At 62.0% G+C, this 15,520-nt stretch carries 23 protein-coding genes; 9 read left to right on the top strand and 14 right to left on the bottom strand.

Translation table 11 applies throughout. The features are described from left to right. Positions 1–831 (bottom strand): glutathione-independent formaldehyde dehydrogenase (locus WBB95_RS20735; protein ID WP_424489282.1); only part of this gene is annotated, 831 nt, incomplete at its 3' end. Positions 832–1,058: 227 nt separating this feature from the next. Between WBB95_RS20735 and WBB95_RS20730 the strand changes: the two genes are divergently transcribed. From WBB95_RS20730 to WBB95_RS20720, 3 genes are all read left to right on the top strand, one after another. Beyond that, entirely contained in the window at positions 1,059–1,262 is a 204-nt protein-coding gene (locus WBB95_RS20730) for a hypothetical protein (protein ID WP_424489283.1), read from the top strand. 141 nt (positions 1,263–1,403) lie between these two features. Further along, positions 1,404–1,658 carry a hypothetical protein gene (locus WBB95_RS20725; RefSeq protein ID WP_424489281.1) on the top strand — a complete coding sequence of 85 codons (255 nt, stop codon included), beginning with the start codon at positions 1,404–1,406 and terminating at the stop codon, positions 1,656–1,658. A gap of 16 nt (positions 1,659–1,674) precedes the next feature. Beyond that, positions 1,675–1,953, top strand: coding sequence for a hypothetical protein (locus WBB95_RS20720; RefSeq protein ID WP_424489280.1), 279 nt, complete (start codon positions 1,675–1,677; stop codon positions 1,951–1,953). A gap of 10 nt (positions 1,954–1,963) precedes the next feature. Here the strand turns inward: WBB95_RS20720 and WBB95_RS20715 are convergent, their stop codons facing one another. Further along, positions 1,964–2,206, bottom strand: coding sequence for a hypothetical protein (locus WBB95_RS20715; protein ID WP_424489279.1), 243 nt, complete (start codon positions 2,204–2,206; stop codon positions 1,964–1,966). A gap of 303 nt (positions 2,207–2,509) precedes the next feature. Between WBB95_RS20715 and WBB95_RS20710 the strand changes: the two genes are divergently transcribed. From WBB95_RS20710 to WBB95_RS20690, 5 genes are all read left to right on the top strand, one after another. Then, positions 2,510–3,052: a cupin domain-containing protein gene (locus WBB95_RS20710; protein ID WP_424489278.1), complete on the top strand. Its 543-nt coding sequence runs from the start codon at positions 2,510–2,512 to the stop codon at positions 3,050–3,052. A 71-nt stretch (positions 3,053–3,123) separates the two neighbouring features. Further along, complete coding sequence (locus tag WBB95_RS20705) at positions 3,124–3,882, top strand: OBAP family protein (protein ID WP_424489277.1); 759 nt, start codon at positions 3,124–3,126, stop codon at positions 3,880–3,882. Positions 3,883–4,025: 143 nt separating this feature from the next. After that, entirely contained in the window at positions 4,026–4,307 is a 282-nt protein-coding gene (locus WBB95_RS20700; RefSeq protein ID WP_424489276.1) for a hypothetical protein, read from the top strand. Between the two features lie 99 nt (positions 4,308–4,406). After that, the gene (locus WBB95_RS20695) at positions 4,407–4,664 is read left to right on the top strand and encodes a DUF6555 family protein (protein ID WP_424489275.1); all 258 of its coding nucleotides are present in this window, start codon (positions 4,407–4,409) and stop codon (positions 4,662–4,664) included. Beyond that, positions 4,661–4,900: a hypothetical protein gene (locus WBB95_RS20690; protein WP_424489274.1), complete on the top strand. Its 240-nt coding sequence runs from the start codon at positions 4,661–4,663 to the stop codon at positions 4,898–4,900. The genes WBB95_RS20695 and WBB95_RS20690 overlap by 4 nt, the downstream gene beginning before the upstream one ends. A gap of 43 nt (positions 4,901–4,943) precedes the next feature. On the opposite strand, the gene WBB95_RS20685 is transcribed toward WBB95_RS20690, so the two are convergent. After that, positions 4,944–5,123, bottom strand: a complete 180-nt coding sequence (locus WBB95_RS20685) for a hypothetical protein (RefSeq protein WP_424489273.1) — start codon at positions 5,121–5,123, stop codon at positions 4,944–4,946. A 9-nt stretch (positions 5,124–5,132) separates the two neighbouring features. Further along, positions 5,133–6,059: an NADP-dependent oxidoreductase gene (locus WBB95_RS20680; RefSeq protein WP_424489272.1), complete on the bottom strand. Its 927-nt coding sequence runs from the start codon at positions 6,057–6,059 to the stop codon at positions 5,133–5,135. A 178-nt stretch (positions 6,060–6,237) separates the two neighbouring features. On the opposite strand from WBB95_RS20680, the gene WBB95_RS20675 reads away from it, so the two are divergent. After that, a complete protein-coding gene (locus WBB95_RS20675; protein WP_424489271.1) occupies positions 6,238–8,541 on the top strand; it encodes an FdhF/YdeP family oxidoreductase in 2,304 nt (767 codons plus the stop codon). Here WBB95_RS20675 and WBB95_RS20670 read toward each other — a convergent pair. The 10 genes from WBB95_RS20670 to nrfD form a co-directional block, all read right to left on the bottom strand. Beyond that, entirely contained in the window at positions 8,527–8,781 is a 255-nt protein-coding gene (locus WBB95_RS20670; RefSeq protein ID WP_424489270.1) for a hypothetical protein, read from the bottom strand. The genes WBB95_RS20675 and WBB95_RS20670 overlap by 15 nt on opposite strands. 1 nt (position 8,782) lies before the next feature. Beyond that, on the bottom strand, positions 8,783–9,415 hold the full coding sequence (locus tag WBB95_RS20665; protein ID WP_424489269.1) for a cytochrome c oxidase subunit 3: 633 nt from the start codon (positions 9,413–9,415) through the stop codon (positions 8,783–8,785). Continuing rightward, on the bottom strand, positions 9,402–11,000 hold the full coding sequence (locus WBB95_RS20660) for a cytochrome c oxidase subunit I (protein ID WP_322145054.1): 1,599 nt from the start codon (positions 10,998–11,000) through the stop codon (positions 9,402–9,404). Before WBB95_RS20660 ends, WBB95_RS20665 begins: the two co-directional genes overlap by 14 nt. After that, the gene (gene coxB / locus WBB95_RS20655) at positions 10,997–11,929 is read right to left on the bottom strand and encodes a cytochrome c oxidase subunit II (protein ID WP_424489268.1); all 933 of its coding nucleotides are present in this window, start codon (positions 11,927–11,929) and stop codon (positions 10,997–10,999) included. Before coxB ends, WBB95_RS20660 begins: the two co-directional genes overlap by 4 nt. Beyond that, complete coding sequence (locus WBB95_RS20650; RefSeq protein WP_424489267.1) at positions 11,926–12,717, bottom strand: SCO family protein; 792 nt, start codon at positions 12,715–12,717, stop codon at positions 11,926–11,928. The genes coxB and WBB95_RS20650 overlap by 4 nt, the downstream gene beginning before the upstream one ends. Continuing rightward, positions 12,707–13,075 carry a hypothetical protein gene (locus WBB95_RS20645; RefSeq protein WP_008438648.1) on the bottom strand — a complete coding sequence of 123 codons (369 nt, stop codon included), beginning with the start codon at positions 13,073–13,075 and terminating at the stop codon, positions 12,707–12,709. Before WBB95_RS20645 ends, WBB95_RS20650 begins: the two co-directional genes overlap by 11 nt. Then, positions 13,065–14,063: a hypothetical protein gene (locus tag WBB95_RS20640; RefSeq protein WP_424489266.1), complete on the bottom strand. Its 999-nt coding sequence runs from the start codon at positions 14,061–14,063 to the stop codon at positions 13,065–13,067. The genes WBB95_RS20645 and WBB95_RS20640 overlap by 11 nt, the downstream gene beginning before the upstream one ends. Continuing rightward, positions 14,060–14,593 (bottom strand): c-type cytochrome, encoded by a 534-nt coding sequence (locus tag WBB95_RS20635; RefSeq protein ID WP_424489265.1) that lies wholly within the window; start codon positions 14,591–14,593, stop codon positions 14,060–14,062. The genes WBB95_RS20640 and WBB95_RS20635 overlap by 4 nt, the downstream gene beginning before the upstream one ends. Beyond that, entirely contained in the window at positions 14,590–15,114 is a 525-nt protein-coding gene (locus WBB95_RS20630) for a DUF3341 domain-containing protein (protein ID WP_424489264.1), read from the bottom strand. The genes WBB95_RS20635 and WBB95_RS20630 overlap by 4 nt, the downstream gene beginning before the upstream one ends. Continuing rightward, positions 15,107–15,520, bottom strand: a 414-nt coding sequence (nrfD, locus tag WBB95_RS20625) for an NrfD/PsrC family molybdoenzyme membrane anchor subunit (RefSeq protein WP_424489263.1), incomplete at its 5' end; no start/stop codon positions are given. The genes WBB95_RS20630 and nrfD, both read right to left, overlap by 8 nt.

The raw sequence follows: 15,520 nt of genomic DNA, 5'->3' as shown, positions 1-15,520 counted from the left end.
GGCTTTGGTTGAGGCCACCAAATTGTTCATGGTCAGGTGATTGGCCTCGTGGCCATGGCGATCACAGCACTGGTAACCCACGCATTCGCAGCCACGATCAGTGCCTTTGCCGTGGGTCAGGTTGAGGATCTGGTCCACGGCTTCTTTCTCGACCGAGTTGATCGGCGTCGCGCCCATCTGCTCTGCGAGCTTCAAACGGTCGGGATGGTTGTCCACCACAAACACTTGGGACGCGCCCTTGATCATGGCCGAATGGGCGGCCATCAACCCGACCGGGCCGGCGCCGTAAATGGCAATGCTTTCGCCAGGCAGCAAACCGGCCAACTCGGTGGCGTGCCAGCCAGTCGGGAAGATGTCCGACAGCATCACGTAGTCTTCTTCACGCTCTTGCGCGTCCTCGGGCAGCACCAGGCAATTGAAGTCGGCATAAGGCACCCGCAGTAACTCTGCCTGGCCACCCTGATAAGGCCCCATGTCGGCAAACCCATACGCCGCGCCTGCGCTGCCCGGGTTGGCCGTCAGGCAGAAGCCGGTCAGGCCTTTTTCGCAGTTGGCGCAGAAACCACAGCCGATATTGAAGGGCAGGCAAACCCGGTCGCCCACTTTGACCCGGTCAACGCCGGCGCCCACCTCGATCACTTCGCCGAGGTTTTCGTGGCCGAACACCCGGCCGGTTTCGAACGAGGTGCGGCCTTCATACATATGCAGGTCCGACCCACAGATATTGGTGGTGGTGACGCGCACCAAGGCATCTGTCGGTTTTTCAATCCGGGCATCCGCAACATTCTGCACACTGACGTCGCGAGGGCCGTTATAAACGATGGCTTTCATTGAAAACTCCCAGTAACCGGAGGAAAGAAATGTGGCAACACATGATTTATCTGTCCGGAAGTGCCGCGCGTATGTTCAAGAAATCAACACAGCGGCTGACGAGCGGTTGCAGCCTTGCCGCGACTTAAAAAAATCTGAATCAATCGCCTCGATCACCCTCTGTCTTTGAGTAAGGTGCAATTGAGGGCAGTGGTTTGACTGACTGGGACTGGGTTCAATGGCCAGCCATGCTGGTGACGGTGGGGGCAGCCTGGCTGATTGGTTCTCGACGGCCGAAGCGCAGAATGGCGGGGTTTTTCTGCTTCGTGCTGAGCAACATTTTGTGGGTGGCGTGGGGAGCCGGCGCAGGGGCCTACGCGCTGATCGTTTTGCAGGTGTGCCTGTGTTTGATGAACCTTCGCGGGTTCAGGAAAACTTTCCAGGCCCAGTAAACACGGGGCCCTTTGCGGGTGACGTCACGCTCTTTCATGCGGCGCGAAAAACCCATCGAAAAGCTATTACCGTGCCAGTATTTACGTCCTTCTATTCTGGGCTAGGATTGTCGTGTTCAGGCCTTCCTACGCGGTGAACCGATGGACACGCTGACTAAAGCAGAAATTGAAATGGCCCTCTCGGCGCGCCTGCCTAATTGTGCGGTGAAGTGCACAATCAATCCGGATGGCACCTTGTCGATAACCGTGTTGGCGCATGGCGCCGACCAGTTCACCATCGCCAACATCAATCGCGCTCACTATCACGCAGAGTGCGGGATCAACAGGCTCATCCGTGAAATTCTGGAAGAAATGGTGATGTCCAGGCAGTCTTCCAAACTGTCATCCACGGGGTAATAAAGCGAGGCCTTTCATGCCTGATTTTATTGAGACCGGCGCGCAGCTCATCAAGATTGATTACCTTGAAGACACGCTCTTCGGCGTGAATGCGCTGGCCTGCGAATGCATGGCGCAGGTGGCGCGTACAGCGTCTGGTTGGCAACTGCGGCTGAACCCGCCATGGCCATCGCGCTTGCAGCATGCCCACACGATTACCTTCGCGCGCGACGGCGCTGCCTGCCATGGCCTCATCAAGGACGCGCAGCCGTTACCCACGGGTGAACTGCTGGTGACGGTCGAAACCCTGCCCTAACCGCGCATGCTTACGCCGATGGATCGCGCAGTTGTCGCGCCACGGCCTGTTGCAGCGCCTCGGCATGCGCCGAATCAGCTTGCTGCTTCAGGTTCTCGCACTGGTCCCAGTCGATGACGCCACCGCTGAGCAACGCCTGCGCCCCGTCCAGCAGGCTGCGGTGGTAGGCATCCGGCGAATCGAAGCGATAGCCCTCGTCATTGAGCAATTGGTACCAGGCCTTAAGCTCTGGACGTTCAGGTGCCTGGCTCATGTTTTTCATCCTCCAGTGAAGCTGCCGGTGTGTAATTGAGAGCGTGCAGCGTCCTTGATGTTCAAACTCAATCTGCCTGCCGAGCCTTGATGAAACACGGCGAATGCCATTCGTCGAAGCGTGTGCAGATTGTTCAAACTTTCCCCGCCCTCAACGCCTCCCACTGTGTAGGGGGCCGGCTCAAGTGCAGCAACCGTGAAGCGCGAGCAGGCCGGATAATCGTCTTACTTGCAAGGAATGCCCGATGAACACTTCACCTATCGCTGCGCTGGCAGCCCCATCACGTTCAATTGGAGTGTTTACATGAGCGTTTCGCAGGCTGACTCACCGGCATCAACGTCGCTGATGCTCGAACCCAATGACCCGGTTCCTAATAACCCGGACCTGCCTGTGCTGCATTACTCCCAGGTACTGTCCCCGCAGCTCGGCGACCTGGCCGCGCGTTTTGAGGACATGTTCACCGCCCAGGGCTGGCCGCCCAAATGGCGCAGTCGGGTCTATGACTATCATCACTACCATACCGAGGGCCATGAGGTGCTGGGTGTTGCGACAGGCCACGCCCAACTGATGCTCGGCGGCCCCGACGGGCAGGTTGTGGAAGTGCGCGCAGGCGATGTCCTGCTGCTGCCCGCCGGAACCGGTCACCGTAATATCGGGGCCAGCGATGACTTCCTGGTGGTAGGCGCTTACCCGCCAGGCCAGCACGCGGATATCTGCCGCGAAGCGCCCACGCAGGCGCAGCTGGCGAGCATCAAGCAGCTGCCGTTTCCTGATCAAGGCCCAGTGGAACGAGACCACGGGACGTATCGCCGCTTATGGGTCAGCCATTCAACCAAGCACGCCTGAGCGCGCGCTGTGCACGGTCAGCCCTTGCTTTAATTTTCAGCGTGAACACGCGCAACAGGATGGAACCTACGATGACCCGAGCCCGCCGAACCGCCCCATCACTTTCTTTGACAGCATCCCTGGCCCTGCTCACCGCCTGCGCGGGCAACACTTCACCCTCAAACGTCGAAGCACCCGGCCAGCCTGAAACCCCCGGCACACAGACGCTGGAGGCCGGCGCCGCGCTGTTGCAATCGCGCCCGCCAATCGACGCGCTGAACGCCTACCTGGATGGTTTCCACTTCTACAACGGCCACCCCGAGATGCAAATGGAAGCCCACCACTACTGCGCAATCCTCAATGAGGAAGTGATCCAGTGTGTGATCTACGACGGCAACCGCAAGGACGCCAAGCTGATGGGCGTGGAGTACATCATCAGCGAGCAGCTGTTCAACGGCCTGCCCACGCCGGAGAAAGCGTTGTGGCACAGTCATGTGCACGAGGTGAAATCGGGGCAACTGGTGGCGCCAGGCATCCCGGCGGTGGCCGAGCATGCGCTGATGCAAAAGCTGGTGCACACCTACGGCAAGACCTGGCACACCTGGCACACTGACCTCGACAAACGCCTGCCGTTGGGCGTGCCGCAGCTGATGATGGGGTTCACCGCCGACGGGCAGGCAGATGCGCACATGGTCGCCGAGCGGGACCAGCGGATGGGCATCGACAGCAGCCAGAAAAAGCAGGCGCGCGCAGACATTGCGGCACCGCCGATTGCGCCAGGCGCCGATGCGTGGCGTCAGGGCAACATCATTCAAATAGTCGACCCGACCACAACACCGCACGCCCATTGACAGTGCCTTTCGGTCATTTTGATTGAACGATCATTTGCGTCGTCCTCTCTATCGCAAGACACGAGACCGGCAGCGTTGCGCTTGCGCGCACCTGCCAATCAACACGTCATCAACGACCGTGCCCATCAAGTGAGGTAACCCGCATGTCTTACGATTACCAAGGTATTGCCAGTGTGATTACCGCCTCGCGGCACCTGGGAACACCCTCAGATGAACGTTTGAACGCGTCCGTCTGGATCCACTTGACCAGCAGCGGCAAACCCACGCTTGCGCGCTTGAGCTTCGAGACCCCGCTCGACTGGCCCGGCAACCCTAACTTTGTCGCGATCAACCTGCCCGACGGTTCCTCCGTGAGCGGTGTGATTGCCGAAATTCAACGGCCGAATGATGGCCCGGGTTGGGTGGCGTTCACGGTGGACGACTGAGGTTTCTCGCACGCCGTGTCGCTCATCGAATTGTCGGACAATTTCTTTGAATTTTTTTTGACGTCAAATATCTGTAGTTCATGAGCATAGGGAGGCCTCATGAAACCCAACGAATTATTTACCATCAGCTATCAACTGCACGGTGAGCGCAAGTCGTTCATCGTGCGGGCGCCACGCATGGATAACGTCGAGGCCTGGCATTGGGCCAGCTGCGACGCCGGCGTCGCGGTCATACCCAGATTTGGCCAGCAAAAACTCAAACGCGTGTCTAAACCGATGGCAGAAAAATACGGCATCACTGACGTGCGCTGGAGTGGCGCGGCAGAGATCCAGTGGACGGAGGGTCTCACGCAATGACCAGTCAGCTACTCAATCACACCGCCAGGCAGCCCTGGGATGACGAGAGGGCGCAAAACACCGAGATGTTCTTCGAAGCCGATCGGCTGGATGCGCAGGCCTATAAAATCATCGAGGCCTACAGCGGCGATGCGGCCACCTGGGCGCGCTTTACCGAGGCCAAGAAGGTCGCGGACGCGCAACGGACCGCCGCGTATCGAGAGTGGATGCGCATTAACCGCACGAAGCGCAAATAAACGGCCAGCCCTGCCGAAACAGGGCTGGCGCGTCAGCGTGCTGTCACGCCCCTGACTCTGGGTCTTTCGACGGCCCGCCAGGGGCAACGCCGCCTTGGTCGGTCTCGGCTTCCCAAGGGCGGTCGACATTCGGGTTTTCCGATTTGTCGTTTCGTTTGGCCGTTTCAGGGCGCACTTTTTGCCCGGCATGCGTGCCTGGGCTCGGTTTGGAATGCTCGCTCATAGCGCCTCCTCAATCGCTGACGTGCAATACAACTTTGCCGTGCACGTGTCCGTCGGCAAGGAAGTCCAGTGCTTGCTTGGCCTCTTCCAGTTCAAAGGTCTTGGCCACATACACCTGCACATTGCCCGCCGCGATCAGCCCGGCGATTTCGGTCAGCTCCTCACCGCGCGGGTCGGCGGTGAATCGCGTGCCGGTCTTGCCTGCTGCCTGGGGATGGTGCGCATCGGGCATGGTCAAGGTCGAGACCAATCGCCCACCCTCGCCGAGCACCTGCCATGAACGCGCCTGGGTGTCGCCGCCGATCAAATCGATAACCAGGTCGAAGTCCTTGCAGATGTCCTCGAACCGTTCGGTCTTGTAATCAATGGCGCGGTCGACGCCCAGCTCGCGCAGGAACGGCAGGCTGTCACTGGAGGCGGTGGCGTAGACTTCGGCGCCCTTTACCTTGGCAAATTGCACCGCGAAATGGCCGACACCACCGGTGCCTCCATGGATCAGCACCTTCTGCCCTTGCTCGACCTGGCCGTGCTCGACCAAGGCCTGCCAGGCAGTGTGCCCGGCCAGCGGCACGCCGGCGGCGGACGGCCAATCGAGGCCTTCAGGGATCAGCGCCAGATGCTCGGCAGGCACCCGCGAGTACTCGGCATAACCGCCGTCGGCACCGATCATGGCAAACACGCGGTCGCCTGGCTTGAAACCATTGACGCCGTGGCCGACCTTGTCGACCACCCCGGCGACTTCCCGGCCCAACGTCAGCGGCAACTTGTCCTGCTTGACCTCCGGGTACTGACCCTCACGAATCTTGTAGTCCACGGGGTTGATACCCACAAAGACATTCCTGACCAGCACCTCACCCGCCTTGAGTTCCGGCACCTCGACCTCGCGTACGTGCATGACCTCGGGGCCGCCAAATTGCTCAATCCTGATTGCTTTCATGCCACTTACCTCTTCGTCTTTTCAGAACATACAGGGGTGTGGAGGACGCTCGGCGGCCAGGGGTTCACTCGGTGTTGCACAGCGCAGACAAACGGCACCTCCCGTCCGGCATTCCGCTCGAACCTTTGCACTGACGGCCCGTCCCAAGGTTATCCAGCCAGCGCCCGGGAGTGCCACGATGCTCATTCATCCCAAGACCCATTTCCAGCCCTACACCCACGCGAGCGGAGGTTGGGGCTCGGCTAAATCGGTGATGCAGATCCTGTGGCGCGAACAGGCGCTGACCAAGGCGCCCGTTGCGCTGCTCAAGCAAAACAAGCCCGACGGGTTCGCCTGCGTCAGCTGCGCCTGGGCCAAACCCGGCCGCCCGCATGCGTTGGAGTTCTGCGAGAACGGCGCCAAGGCCACCGCCTGGGAACTGACGTCGCTGAAGACCGACCCGACGTTTTTTGCCGAGCACACCCTCAGCGAATTACGCGACTGGCCCGACTATGCGCTTGAACAACAGGGCCGCCTGACCCATCCGATGCGCTACGACCGGCAGAGCGACCGCTACCGTGAAACGTCATGGGACGAGGCCTATCAGGCAATTGGCGCGCAACTTAAGGCGATGGAGCCCGACAGCGTGGTGTTTTATGCCTCCGGGCGCGCCTCGCTGGAAACCTCGTTCATGTACCAGTTATTCGCCCGGGCCTACGGCACCAACAACCTGCCCGACAGTTCCAACATGTGCCACGAGAGCACCTCCGTCGGCTTGCAGGAAAGCATCGGCGTGCCGGTCGGCACGGTAACCCTGGACGACTTCGAGCACACCGACTGCCTGTTTTTCTTCGGCCAGAACGTTGGCAGCAACAGCCCGCGCATGCTGCATCAATTGCAGGACGTGCGCCGGCGCGACGTGCCGATCATCACCTTCAACCCTTTGCGCGAGCGCGGGCTGGAGCGCTTCGTCAACCCGCAATCGCCCAGCGAAATGCTCACGCCCGAGTCGACCCTGATCAGCACCCAATACCACCAGGTGGCGATTGGCGGGGACACGGCCGCCATCACCGGCATCGCCAAGGCGCTGTTGGAAATGGATGACTGCGCCACTGAACGCGGCACACCCGCCGTACTCGACTACGACTTCATCGCCACCCACACCGAAGGTTTTGAGGCGTTCACCGCCTACGTGCGTGACTGCACGTGGGCGCAACTGGAGCACAAGAGCGGGCTCACGCGCGGCGCACTCGAAGCCGCCGCCACGGTGTACGCCAGCAGCCAACGGGTAATGTTCGTGTATGGCATGGGCCTGACCCAGCACCGGCACGGGGTGGCTAATGTGCAGATGCTGGTGAACCTGATGCTGATGCGCGGCAATATCGGCAAACCCGGCGCCGGCATCTGCCCGGTGCGCGGCCATTCCAACGTGCAGGGCCAGCGCACCGTGGGCATCACCGAAGACCCGAAAAAAGTCCCGGCGGACCTGATCGAGCAGCACTTCGGCTTCAAGGTCCCGGCGCAAAAGGGCCTGTGCACCGTGGACGCCTGCGAAGGCATTCTGTCAGGACAGGTGCGCGGGTTCATCGGGCTGGGCGGCAACTTTCTGCGGGCGATACCCGACACCTCGCGCATGGAACCGGCGTGGCGAGGGCTGGAACTGAATGTGCAAGTCGCCACCAAACTCAATCGCACCCACCTGCTGCCCGCCCGAAATATGTGGCTGCTTCCTTGCCTGGGGCGCATAGAAATCGACCGGCAAAAAGGCGTGGCGCAAACCTACACCACCGAGGACAGCACCGGTTGCATCCACGGCTGGCACGGCAGCGCCGAACCGGTAGGCCCGCACGTGCGCGCCGAAGCCAGCATCGTCGCCGGCCTGGCGATGGCCGCCTTGGCGCCCGGCAACCGCATCGACTGGCAAGCCTGGAGCGATGATTACTCGACGGTCAGAACCGCCATCGGCACGATCTATCCGCAGATTTTTCATGACATGGAAACCCGCATGGCCGAACCCGGCGGTTTCCACCGGCCGATCGCCGCGGCGCAACGCGAATGGCAGACCCCGACGGGCAAGGCGCAGTTCGTCACCCCCGTGACGCTGGCCGAAGACGATGACGTCAACCTCGCCGAACCGGCGCGCGACGTGCTGCAACTGATGACGTTGCGCAGCAATGACCAGTTCAACACCACCATCTATGGGTATGACGACCGTTTTCGCGGGGTCAGTGGCACGCGCGAAGTGATCTTCATGCATTGCAACGACATCGTGCGCCTGGGGTTCAAGGTCGGCGAGCACGTGCTGTTGACCACCGCCATCGAGCCGGAGGTAAAGCGTCAGGTCGGTCCGTTCGAAATCATTGCCTACGACATTCCCGAAGGCTGCGCCGCCGCCTACTACCCGGAATGCAACCCGCTGGTGCCGCTCTGGCACCACGCCGAACGCAGTAAAGTGCCGGCGGCCAAGTCGGTGCCGGTGCGCCTGAGTTCAGCGGGTGGCTGATTCACCGAGGATAAACACCACCATCACCAACAGCCACAGCAGGTACGCCCAGCCAAACAGACGCGCCCAACCGCGGTGACGGAAAAGCCCCAGGTAGAACAGCAACAACAGCAAGAACTGCGCACCGGCGGCGAGCATGATCACGCCGCCCTGTCGGGGCCAGAACGTTGCACACAGCAACTGAAGCGCCAACAGCAGCAGCAATCCGGCGTAGACCTTCAGTGCGCCCGCCTTGCTCATCTCAACGCCCTACCAGGTAGAGGGTGGGGAACAACACAATCCAGATCCCGTCGACCAAGTGCCAATACAGGCTGATCATTTCAAGCCGCGTGTCGGCCTGATGCGCCGCCAGCGTGCCGCGTCCCAGCGAACGATACAGCCACAGCGCCAGGCCGACGGCGACCAGCACATGCACGCCGTGCAGCGCCGTGGCGATGAAATACAGGTTCATGAACAACTGCGCCGAGGGCACTTGCCAATGCGACGCCTGGGCGAAACCGGGCAACACGCCCTCTTGAATCTCCAGGCCGTACTCAATGCCCTTGCAGCCCAGGAACAACACACCCAACAGTGAAGCGCCGAGCAGCCAGTGACGCACCCGGCGCGGCTCACCGGCGGCCATCGCCAGGGTCATCAGCAAGCTGCTGGTCAACAGCAGGAACGTATTGCCGCTCGCCAGCCAGTGATGCAACCCCGCCACCGCCTCCGCCACCCCGTCCGGATGTTGCAACCGCAGCAACCAGGCGACCATGATCAGGCTGCCGAACATCATTGCTTCGCTGGCCAGGAACAGCCACATGCCCAGGCGTGCGGCGTCGCGCTGCTGCGCCCAAGCCACGAACGGCTCGGCCGGTTTTTCGTCAGAGCGGATCACGACGCGCCTCGGGGGAATAGTCGTACGCTTCGAAATCCACCGTCACTGGCGCTTCGAAATTATGCACCGGCGGCGGTGATGCCACGCGCCACTCAAGCCCGGCAGCCTCCCAGGGATTGATGGGCGCCCGCTCGCCCCAACGCAGCGAGCCCAGCAGGTAAAAGAACGGCAGCACGTAGGCCACGGCCAGGATCGACGCGCCAGCGGAGGACAACACATTGAGGAACTGAAAGTCCGGGTCATAGCTGTGATAACGCCTGGGCATGCCCAGGTAGCCGAGCAAAAACTGCGGGAAAAACGTCAGGTTGAAGCCGCAGAAAATCAGGATTGCGGTGATCTTGCCCCACAGCTGCGAGTACAGCCGGCCAGTGATTTTCGGCCACCAGAAATGCAGCGCGCCAAAGTAACCGGCCACCGCCGCACCGACCATGATGTAGTGGAAATGCGCGACCACGAAATACGTGTCGTGGGCATGCAAGTCCGCCGCCAGCAGCGCGAGAAACAACCCGGTGACGCCACCAATGATGAACAGGCCGATAAAGGTCAGGGCAAACAGGAACGGCGCGTGGAGCGTCAGGTCGCTTTTGTACAGCGTGGCGCTCCAGTTGTAGGCTTTGATCGCTGATGGAATCGACACCAGAAAACTCAACAGCGAGAACACCAGGCTCGCGTACATCGACTGCCCGGCCACAAACATGTGATGGCCCCACACCAGAAAGCCAATGACCGCAATCGCTACGCTCGACCAGGCGACAAAGCGATAACCGAAAATACGCTTGTGCCCCGCCGCCGTGATCAGCTCGCTGACCACGCCCATGGCAGGCAAAATCATGATGTACACCGCCGGGTGGCTGTAAAACCAGAACAAATGCTGGAACAGCAGCGGGTCGCCGCCCAGTTTCGGATCGAACACGCCGATGTTGAACAGGTGCTCGGCGGCCACCAGCACAAGCGTGATCGCCAGCACCGGCGTGGCCAGCACCAGGATGATTGAGGTGGCATACATCGACCAGATAAACAGCGGCAGGCGCATCCAGGTCATGCCCGGCGCGCGCAAGGTATGCACGGTGGCGATGATATTGACGCCGGTGAAGATCGACGAAAACCCCGCGATAAACACCCCGCAAATCACCGCGACCACATGACCGTTGCTGAACATCGTCGACAACGGCGTGTAGAAGGTCCAGCCGGTGTCGACCCCACCCAACAGCAGCGCGAGCAGGGTGAACAAACCACCGCCCAGCAACAGGTACCAACTGAACAGGTTCAGGCGCGGAAACGCCATGTCTTTGGCCCCGATCATGATTGGCACCAGAAAATTGCCGAACACGCTGGGAATCGAGGGGATCAGAAAAAACCAGACCATGATCACCCCATGCAGGGTAAACGCGCGGTTGTAGCCATCGGCGGTAAGCAAATCGCCTTCCGGGGTCACCAGTTCGATGCGGATCAGGCTCGCCGCCAGCCCGCCGGCAAAGAAAAAGAAGGTCACGGTGAGCATGTACAGCACCGCGATGCGCTTGTGGTCGCGGGTCAGGAACCACGAGCGCAGACCTTGTTTATGCAGGTAGCTGGGTTGGCTCATTTGGGATCTCCAGGCAGTGTGCGCAGATAGGCCACCAGGCGCTGCACAGCCTCTTCGTCCAGCAGATTGCTGTAGGTCGGCATGATCGGCAGGTAGCCGGCCACCAGTTGTTTTTGCGGCAACAGGATGCTGTCGCGCAGGTAAGCTTCATCGGCCTTGACCTGGCTGCCATCGGCCAGCGGTACTGTGCGATTGAACACCCCGGCCAGCGGCGGCGCGTTGCCCGAATCGTGGCAACTGCCGCAGCCGTATTGGCGATACAGGGTTTCGCCCTGGCTGGCGAGGTCGGCGGCGCTGCCGTTTTCAGTCAGCCAGTGCTCGTAGTCGGCGGGGTCCAGCACCACCAGGCGTGCCAGCATGGCCGCATGGTCGGTGCCGCAGTATTCGGCGCAGTACACCTCATAGGTGCCGCTGTGCTCGGCCTGGAACCACAGCATGCTGTAGCGCCCTGGCAGCACGTCCTGCTTGATACGCAGGCTGGGGAAAAACAGGCTGTGGATCACGTCCTCGGAAATCATCGTCAATTTCACTGGGCGCCGGGCCGGCACGTGCAAGGTGTTGATCTCGCGCTGGCCGCCCTGGTGCTGGAATTTCCACATCCATTGCCGGGCGGTGACCTGCACTTCCAGCGCGTCATCCGGCGGCGTACGCGCGATGAAAAACAACCGCGCGGAAAACAGGAAGACCACCAGCGAGCCAATGAACGGCAGGATGATCCAGGCCAGTTCAATGGGCAGGTTGCTTTGCGGGCGGTGGTCACGGTCTGCCACGCGGCCGCGTCGATAGCGCCAGATAAACACCCACAGTGCCACGAATACCGGCACCACAAACAGCGCCATCATGGCGGTGAAGCCAATCACCAGCCAATCCACCGAGACCGCATAATCCGAGGCTTGCGCCGGCCACAGGCGCAGGAAATGTTCGTTCATGGCGCCCTCCGACGTTCGCGGCGCACGGCAACGCCGATAAACAGGCCCAGCACCAACACGGTGGCGACGCCGGCCACTTGCAGCAACAAGATAATCCGGCTGCTGTAGGTGCCGCTTTGGGGATCGTAGTGGTAGCACAGCAACAACAGCTGCTCCTTGATTGCGCCGAGCTTGCCCTGCCCGGCTTCGGTGAGCGCCAGGCGCAGGTCGCTGGCCTGGTAGCCCAGGCCATAGAGCCAGCGCGACAAGCGTCCGTCAGCGGTGACCACGGCCACCGCCGAACTGTGGGCGTATTGTTGTTGCTGCGGATCGAAGCGGTAATCGAACCCGATCGAGTCGGCCAGGGCCTGGCTGGCAGCCGCGTCGCCGGTCAGCAGGTGCAGGCCGGGCGCGTTGGCCAATGCCGGCCAGTGCTGGCTGAGCTTGGCCAGTTCTTCGCGGGCGGCGCCCACGTCCTCACGCGGGTCGAAGCTGAAGGCGATGACCTGGAAGTCCCGTCCCAGACGATAAGGCTGGTTGGCCAGTTGGCTGAACAAGGTCGAGAGCGCCGCACCACACACATTCGGGCAGCGGAAGTACAACGGCACCAGCAGCGTCGGTTGGCCGTTTAGCAAATCGCCCAGGCGCACCGAGCCGCCGTGCTCATCGGTAAAACGCGTGTCCAGGGCCAGGCGGCTGCCCACGCGGCTGCTGTCGATGCCGGCGGCGGTAAACGGGTCGAAGCCTTGGGCCATGACCGGTTGCAACACCAGGCACGCCAGCAGCGCCAGCACGGGTTTAATGCTCATGGCCATCGTCCTCTGGTGCAGGCCAGCCTCGCTCCAGCATCAACTGTCGGGCCTGCGCCAAGGGCAGATGCACGATGTGACGCTCGCGGTCGACCCAGCCGAAGCTGTCCAGGTGCACGCGCTGGCGGGCGAGTTGTGCTTCGCCGGCCTGCCTGGGGTTGGCTTGCAAGCGCGGTTCGGGCGGCAGCAGGCGCTGGCGTTCCAGTTCGCTCAAGGGCGGCTGTTGCGCATGCTGGCGATAGCCACTCAACAGCCAGGCCACGCCACCCAATGCCAGCGCAACCGCCATGAACAACAGCAGGATCACGCGCCAGGCTTTTTTGCCGTCAAAATTGTTGGGTTGGTAATCAGGTGTCATGGCGCCTCCTTTGCCATTGCCGACGCCACCACATGAACAGGCCCGCCGCGTAGACGCCCTGGCAAAGCACGGCGGTCAGCACGGGGCCGGCGCCTGCTTCAGGGAATATCGACGGCAGGCTGATCCAGATGGACTCCAGCGCCCCCAGCAGCAGGATCGCCACGCAGCCCCACATCAATACCCACATCCGCGCGCCCCACGGCGACGCGAGCACCAGCAGACACGCCAGTTGCCCCAGCATCAACAAAGCGGTCAACACGCCCCACAACCCGGCTTCCCGCAGGCGATACCAGAGCGTTTCATGCTCCAGGTTCACCGACCAGATAATCAGGTACTGCATGAAGTGCACATACACCCAAAATCCCAGGGCACTTACCAACAGGCCACGCAATACGACGCACTGCCGGGCCGGCAACAGCACCACGTTCCAGCACATCGCACAAAGCCCGGCGAACGCCAGGCCATCGAGTAAGTGCCTGGAAATCAACAACAGGCCGAAAATGCTGGAGACAAACTCCTGCTGCAGCGACATCAGCCAGTCCACCGCCGCCAGGCTGGCCGTCAACCCGTAGAGGATCAGCCCCGCGGCGTTGTGCCGACCGGCCCAGCGCAGCACCCGCCAAGCCAGCCCGGCATACAGCAAGGTGCGCAGCGCAAAAAACCACGGTGACAACCAGAGTCCGCGAAAACCCTGGGTCTCCTGGCTGTACCACGGGTACACCCACGCCATTGCCAGCAGCACCGGCAGCAGCATCGGCACCATCAGGATCACCGCGCTCGCGCCCAGGCGGCTGCCCGGTTCCAGCAGCGGTTGCCAGCGCCCGCTGACCAAGGGCGTCAGCACGGCAAGCAGCACGCAGCCCAGCACGATGCTGGTGCCATTCACCGCCGCCGCCAGGGCGCCCGCGCCAACCCAGGCCGGCTGCCATAGGCCAAACAGCGCGAGCCCGAGGGCTGCGATGGCGACAAGCAGTGGCAGGCGTTTCATTGCGCGTGCGCCTCGAACGCCTGGCGCAGCGGCGCCGGCAGGCTCTCGAGGTCGGCATGCTGACTCAATTGCAACACGCGCAGATGGGCGACGATGGCCCAGCGTTCCTGCGGCTGGATGCGCGATTCGTAGCCATACATCAAGCCTTGCCCATGGGCGATGACCTGCATCAGTTGGTCATCGGTTGCGTTCAACAGCCGTGGCTCGATGAATGACGGCGGCGCCGGAAAACCGCGATCGACCACCAAGCCGTCGCCGAGCCCGCTCAGGCCATGGCAGGGTGTACAAAAGGTTTGATAACCAGCCTCGCCCCGGGCAAGCAATGCCGCACTCAGCGCCGGGCGGCTCTGCACGCTCGCCTCGCGCTGCAATTGCCCACGCGCGACACTGCCCACCGGCGGCTGGCGGCTGCTGATGCCATCGGCGAACAGCGCACCCGCGCGCTGCTCCAGCACCTTGGCCTGGCGCGACATGTCATCGCAGCCACTGCACAGCAACGCCAGGCAGAGCGCCCACGGCCAGCGACTCACGGTTGCACCGCCTGCACGCTGAGCGCGTGTTCGGCCAGCCAGGCACGGGTGTTTTCAAGGTCGAACAGTGGGTCACGCGCGTCGATAAACAGGAAGAAACCGTCATCACTGGCGGCGTCGAACCCTTCTGCCGCGAATAACGGATGGTGCAGGCGTGGCAGGCGGATGCACATCAACCAAGTCAGCACCGCCGCCACGCCAGCAAACACCACCGCGAACAAGAACGTCACCACCCACAGCTGCGGCAACGCAATCAACGGACGCCCGCCAACGCTCAGCGGATAGGCCCACACCGAGCCGATCTGCATCAACAGTGCCAGCCCGGCGCCCACTGCAGCGCCGACACACGCCATGCGGGGCACGCGGTTGGCCCTGGCCGCCAATATCGGCTCCAATGCTTCCAGGGCAAATGGCGCAAATGCGTCAAGCCGCCGATAGCCCAGGTCCCAGGCGCGCAACCCCGCCTCCACCAGCGGTTGGGGTGCGGAAAAACGCGCGAGCAGCCCCAGGCAGTCAACCATCGCCACGCTCCTGATGCAGCGCCTGCTTGACCTCGAACGCCGAGACCATCGGCAGGTAGCGCAGGAACAGGCTGTAGGGCACCAGAAACACGCCAAAGCTGCCGATAAACAGCGACCAGTCCCACAGCGTCGGCGAATAGTCGCCCCAACTTGACACCAGCAGGTCGCGGGTCTGCGGCGGAATCAGCAACATGAAGCGTTCGGCCCACATGCCCACCAGCACTGCCAGCGCGACCAGGGCCAGGCGCCTCGGTTGCTGTCGCACCTGGCGCCACCACAGCGCCTGAAGTACGCCGACATTGCAGACAATCGCCAGCCAGAAACTCCAGGCATGCGGGCCGCTAATCCGCGTGAGCAGCACCTCGATTTCATGTGCATCGCCGCTGTAGAACGGCATGAACAGATC

The sequence above is a fragment of the Pseudomonas sp. genome, from assembly GCF_049645325.1.
Lineage (GTDB): Bacteria > Pseudomonadota > Gammaproteobacteria > Pseudomonadales > Pseudomonadaceae > Aquipseudomonas.
The sequence above is the reverse complement of the archived record's forward strand: the minus strand, read 5'-3'. Positions and strand labels throughout refer to the sequence as shown.

Bases quoted from the DNA above. Each gene is read 5' to 3' on its own strand.
- WBB95_RS20685 (WP_424489273.1), bottom strand. From the start codon at position 5,123: ATGAGCGAGCATTCCAAACCGAGCCCAGGCACGCATGCCGGGCAAAAA.
- WBB95_RS20675 (WP_424489271.1), top strand. From the start codon at position 6,238: ATGCTCATTCATCCCAAGACCCATTTCCAGCCCTACACCCACGCGAGC.
- WBB95_RS20670 (WP_424489270.1), bottom strand. From the start codon at position 8,781: ATGAGCAAGGCGGGCGCACTGAAGGTCTACGCCGGATTGCTGCTGCTG.
- WBB95_RS20680 (WP_424489272.1), bottom strand. From the start codon at position 6,059: ATGAAAGCAATCAGGATTGAGCAATTTGGCGGCCCCGAGGTCATGCAC.
- WBB95_RS20705 (WP_424489277.1), top strand. From the start codon at position 3,124: ATGACCCGAGCCCGCCGAACCGCCCCATCACTTTCTTTGACAGCATCC.
- WBB95_RS20725 (WP_424489281.1), top strand. From the start codon at position 1,404: ATGGACACGCTGACTAAAGCAGAAATTGAAATGGCCCTCTCGGCGCGC.
- WBB95_RS20700 (WP_424489276.1), top strand. From the start codon at position 4,026: ATGTCTTACGATTACCAAGGTATTGCCAGTGTGATTACCGCCTCGCGG.
- WBB95_RS20660 (WP_322145054.1), bottom strand. From the start codon at position 11,000: ATGAGCCAACCCAGCTACCTGCATAAACAAGGTCTGCGCTCGTGGTTC.
- WBB95_RS20650 (WP_424489267.1), bottom strand. From the start codon at position 12,717: ATGAGCATTAAACCCGTGCTGGCGCTGCTGGCGTGCCTGGTGTTGCAA.
- WBB95_RS20645 (WP_008438648.1), bottom strand. From the start codon at position 13,075: ATGACACCTGATTACCAACCCAACAATTTTGACGGCAAAAAAGCCTGG.
- WBB95_RS20720 (WP_424489280.1), top strand. From the start codon at position 1,675: ATGCCTGATTTTATTGAGACCGGCGCGCAGCTCATCAAGATTGATTAC.
- coxB (WP_424489268.1), bottom strand. From the start codon at position 11,929: ATGAACGAACATTTCCTGCGCCTGTGGCCGGCGCAAGCCTCGGATTAT.
- WBB95_RS20710 (WP_424489278.1), top strand. From the start codon at position 2,510: ATGAGCGTTTCGCAGGCTGACTCACCGGCATCAACGTCGCTGATGCTC.
- WBB95_RS20690 (WP_424489274.1), top strand. From the start codon at position 4,661: ATGACCAGTCAGCTACTCAATCACACCGCCAGGCAGCCCTGGGATGAC.
- WBB95_RS20730 (WP_424489283.1), top strand. From the start codon at position 1,059: ATGCTGGTGACGGTGGGGGCAGCCTGGCTGATTGGTTCTCGACGGCCG.
- WBB95_RS20715 (WP_424489279.1), bottom strand. From the start codon at position 2,206: ATGAGCCAGGCACCTGAACGTCCAGAGCTTAAGGCCTGGTACCAATTG.
- WBB95_RS20630 (WP_424489264.1), bottom strand. From the start codon at position 15,114: ATGGTTGACTGCCTGGGGCTGCTCGCGCGTTTTTCCGCACCCCAACCG.
- WBB95_RS20640 (WP_424489266.1), bottom strand. From the start codon at position 14,063: ATGAAACGCCTGCCACTGCTTGTCGCCATCGCAGCCCTCGGGCTCGCG.
- WBB95_RS20695 (WP_424489275.1), top strand. From the start codon at position 4,407: ATGAAACCCAACGAATTATTTACCATCAGCTATCAACTGCACGGTGAG.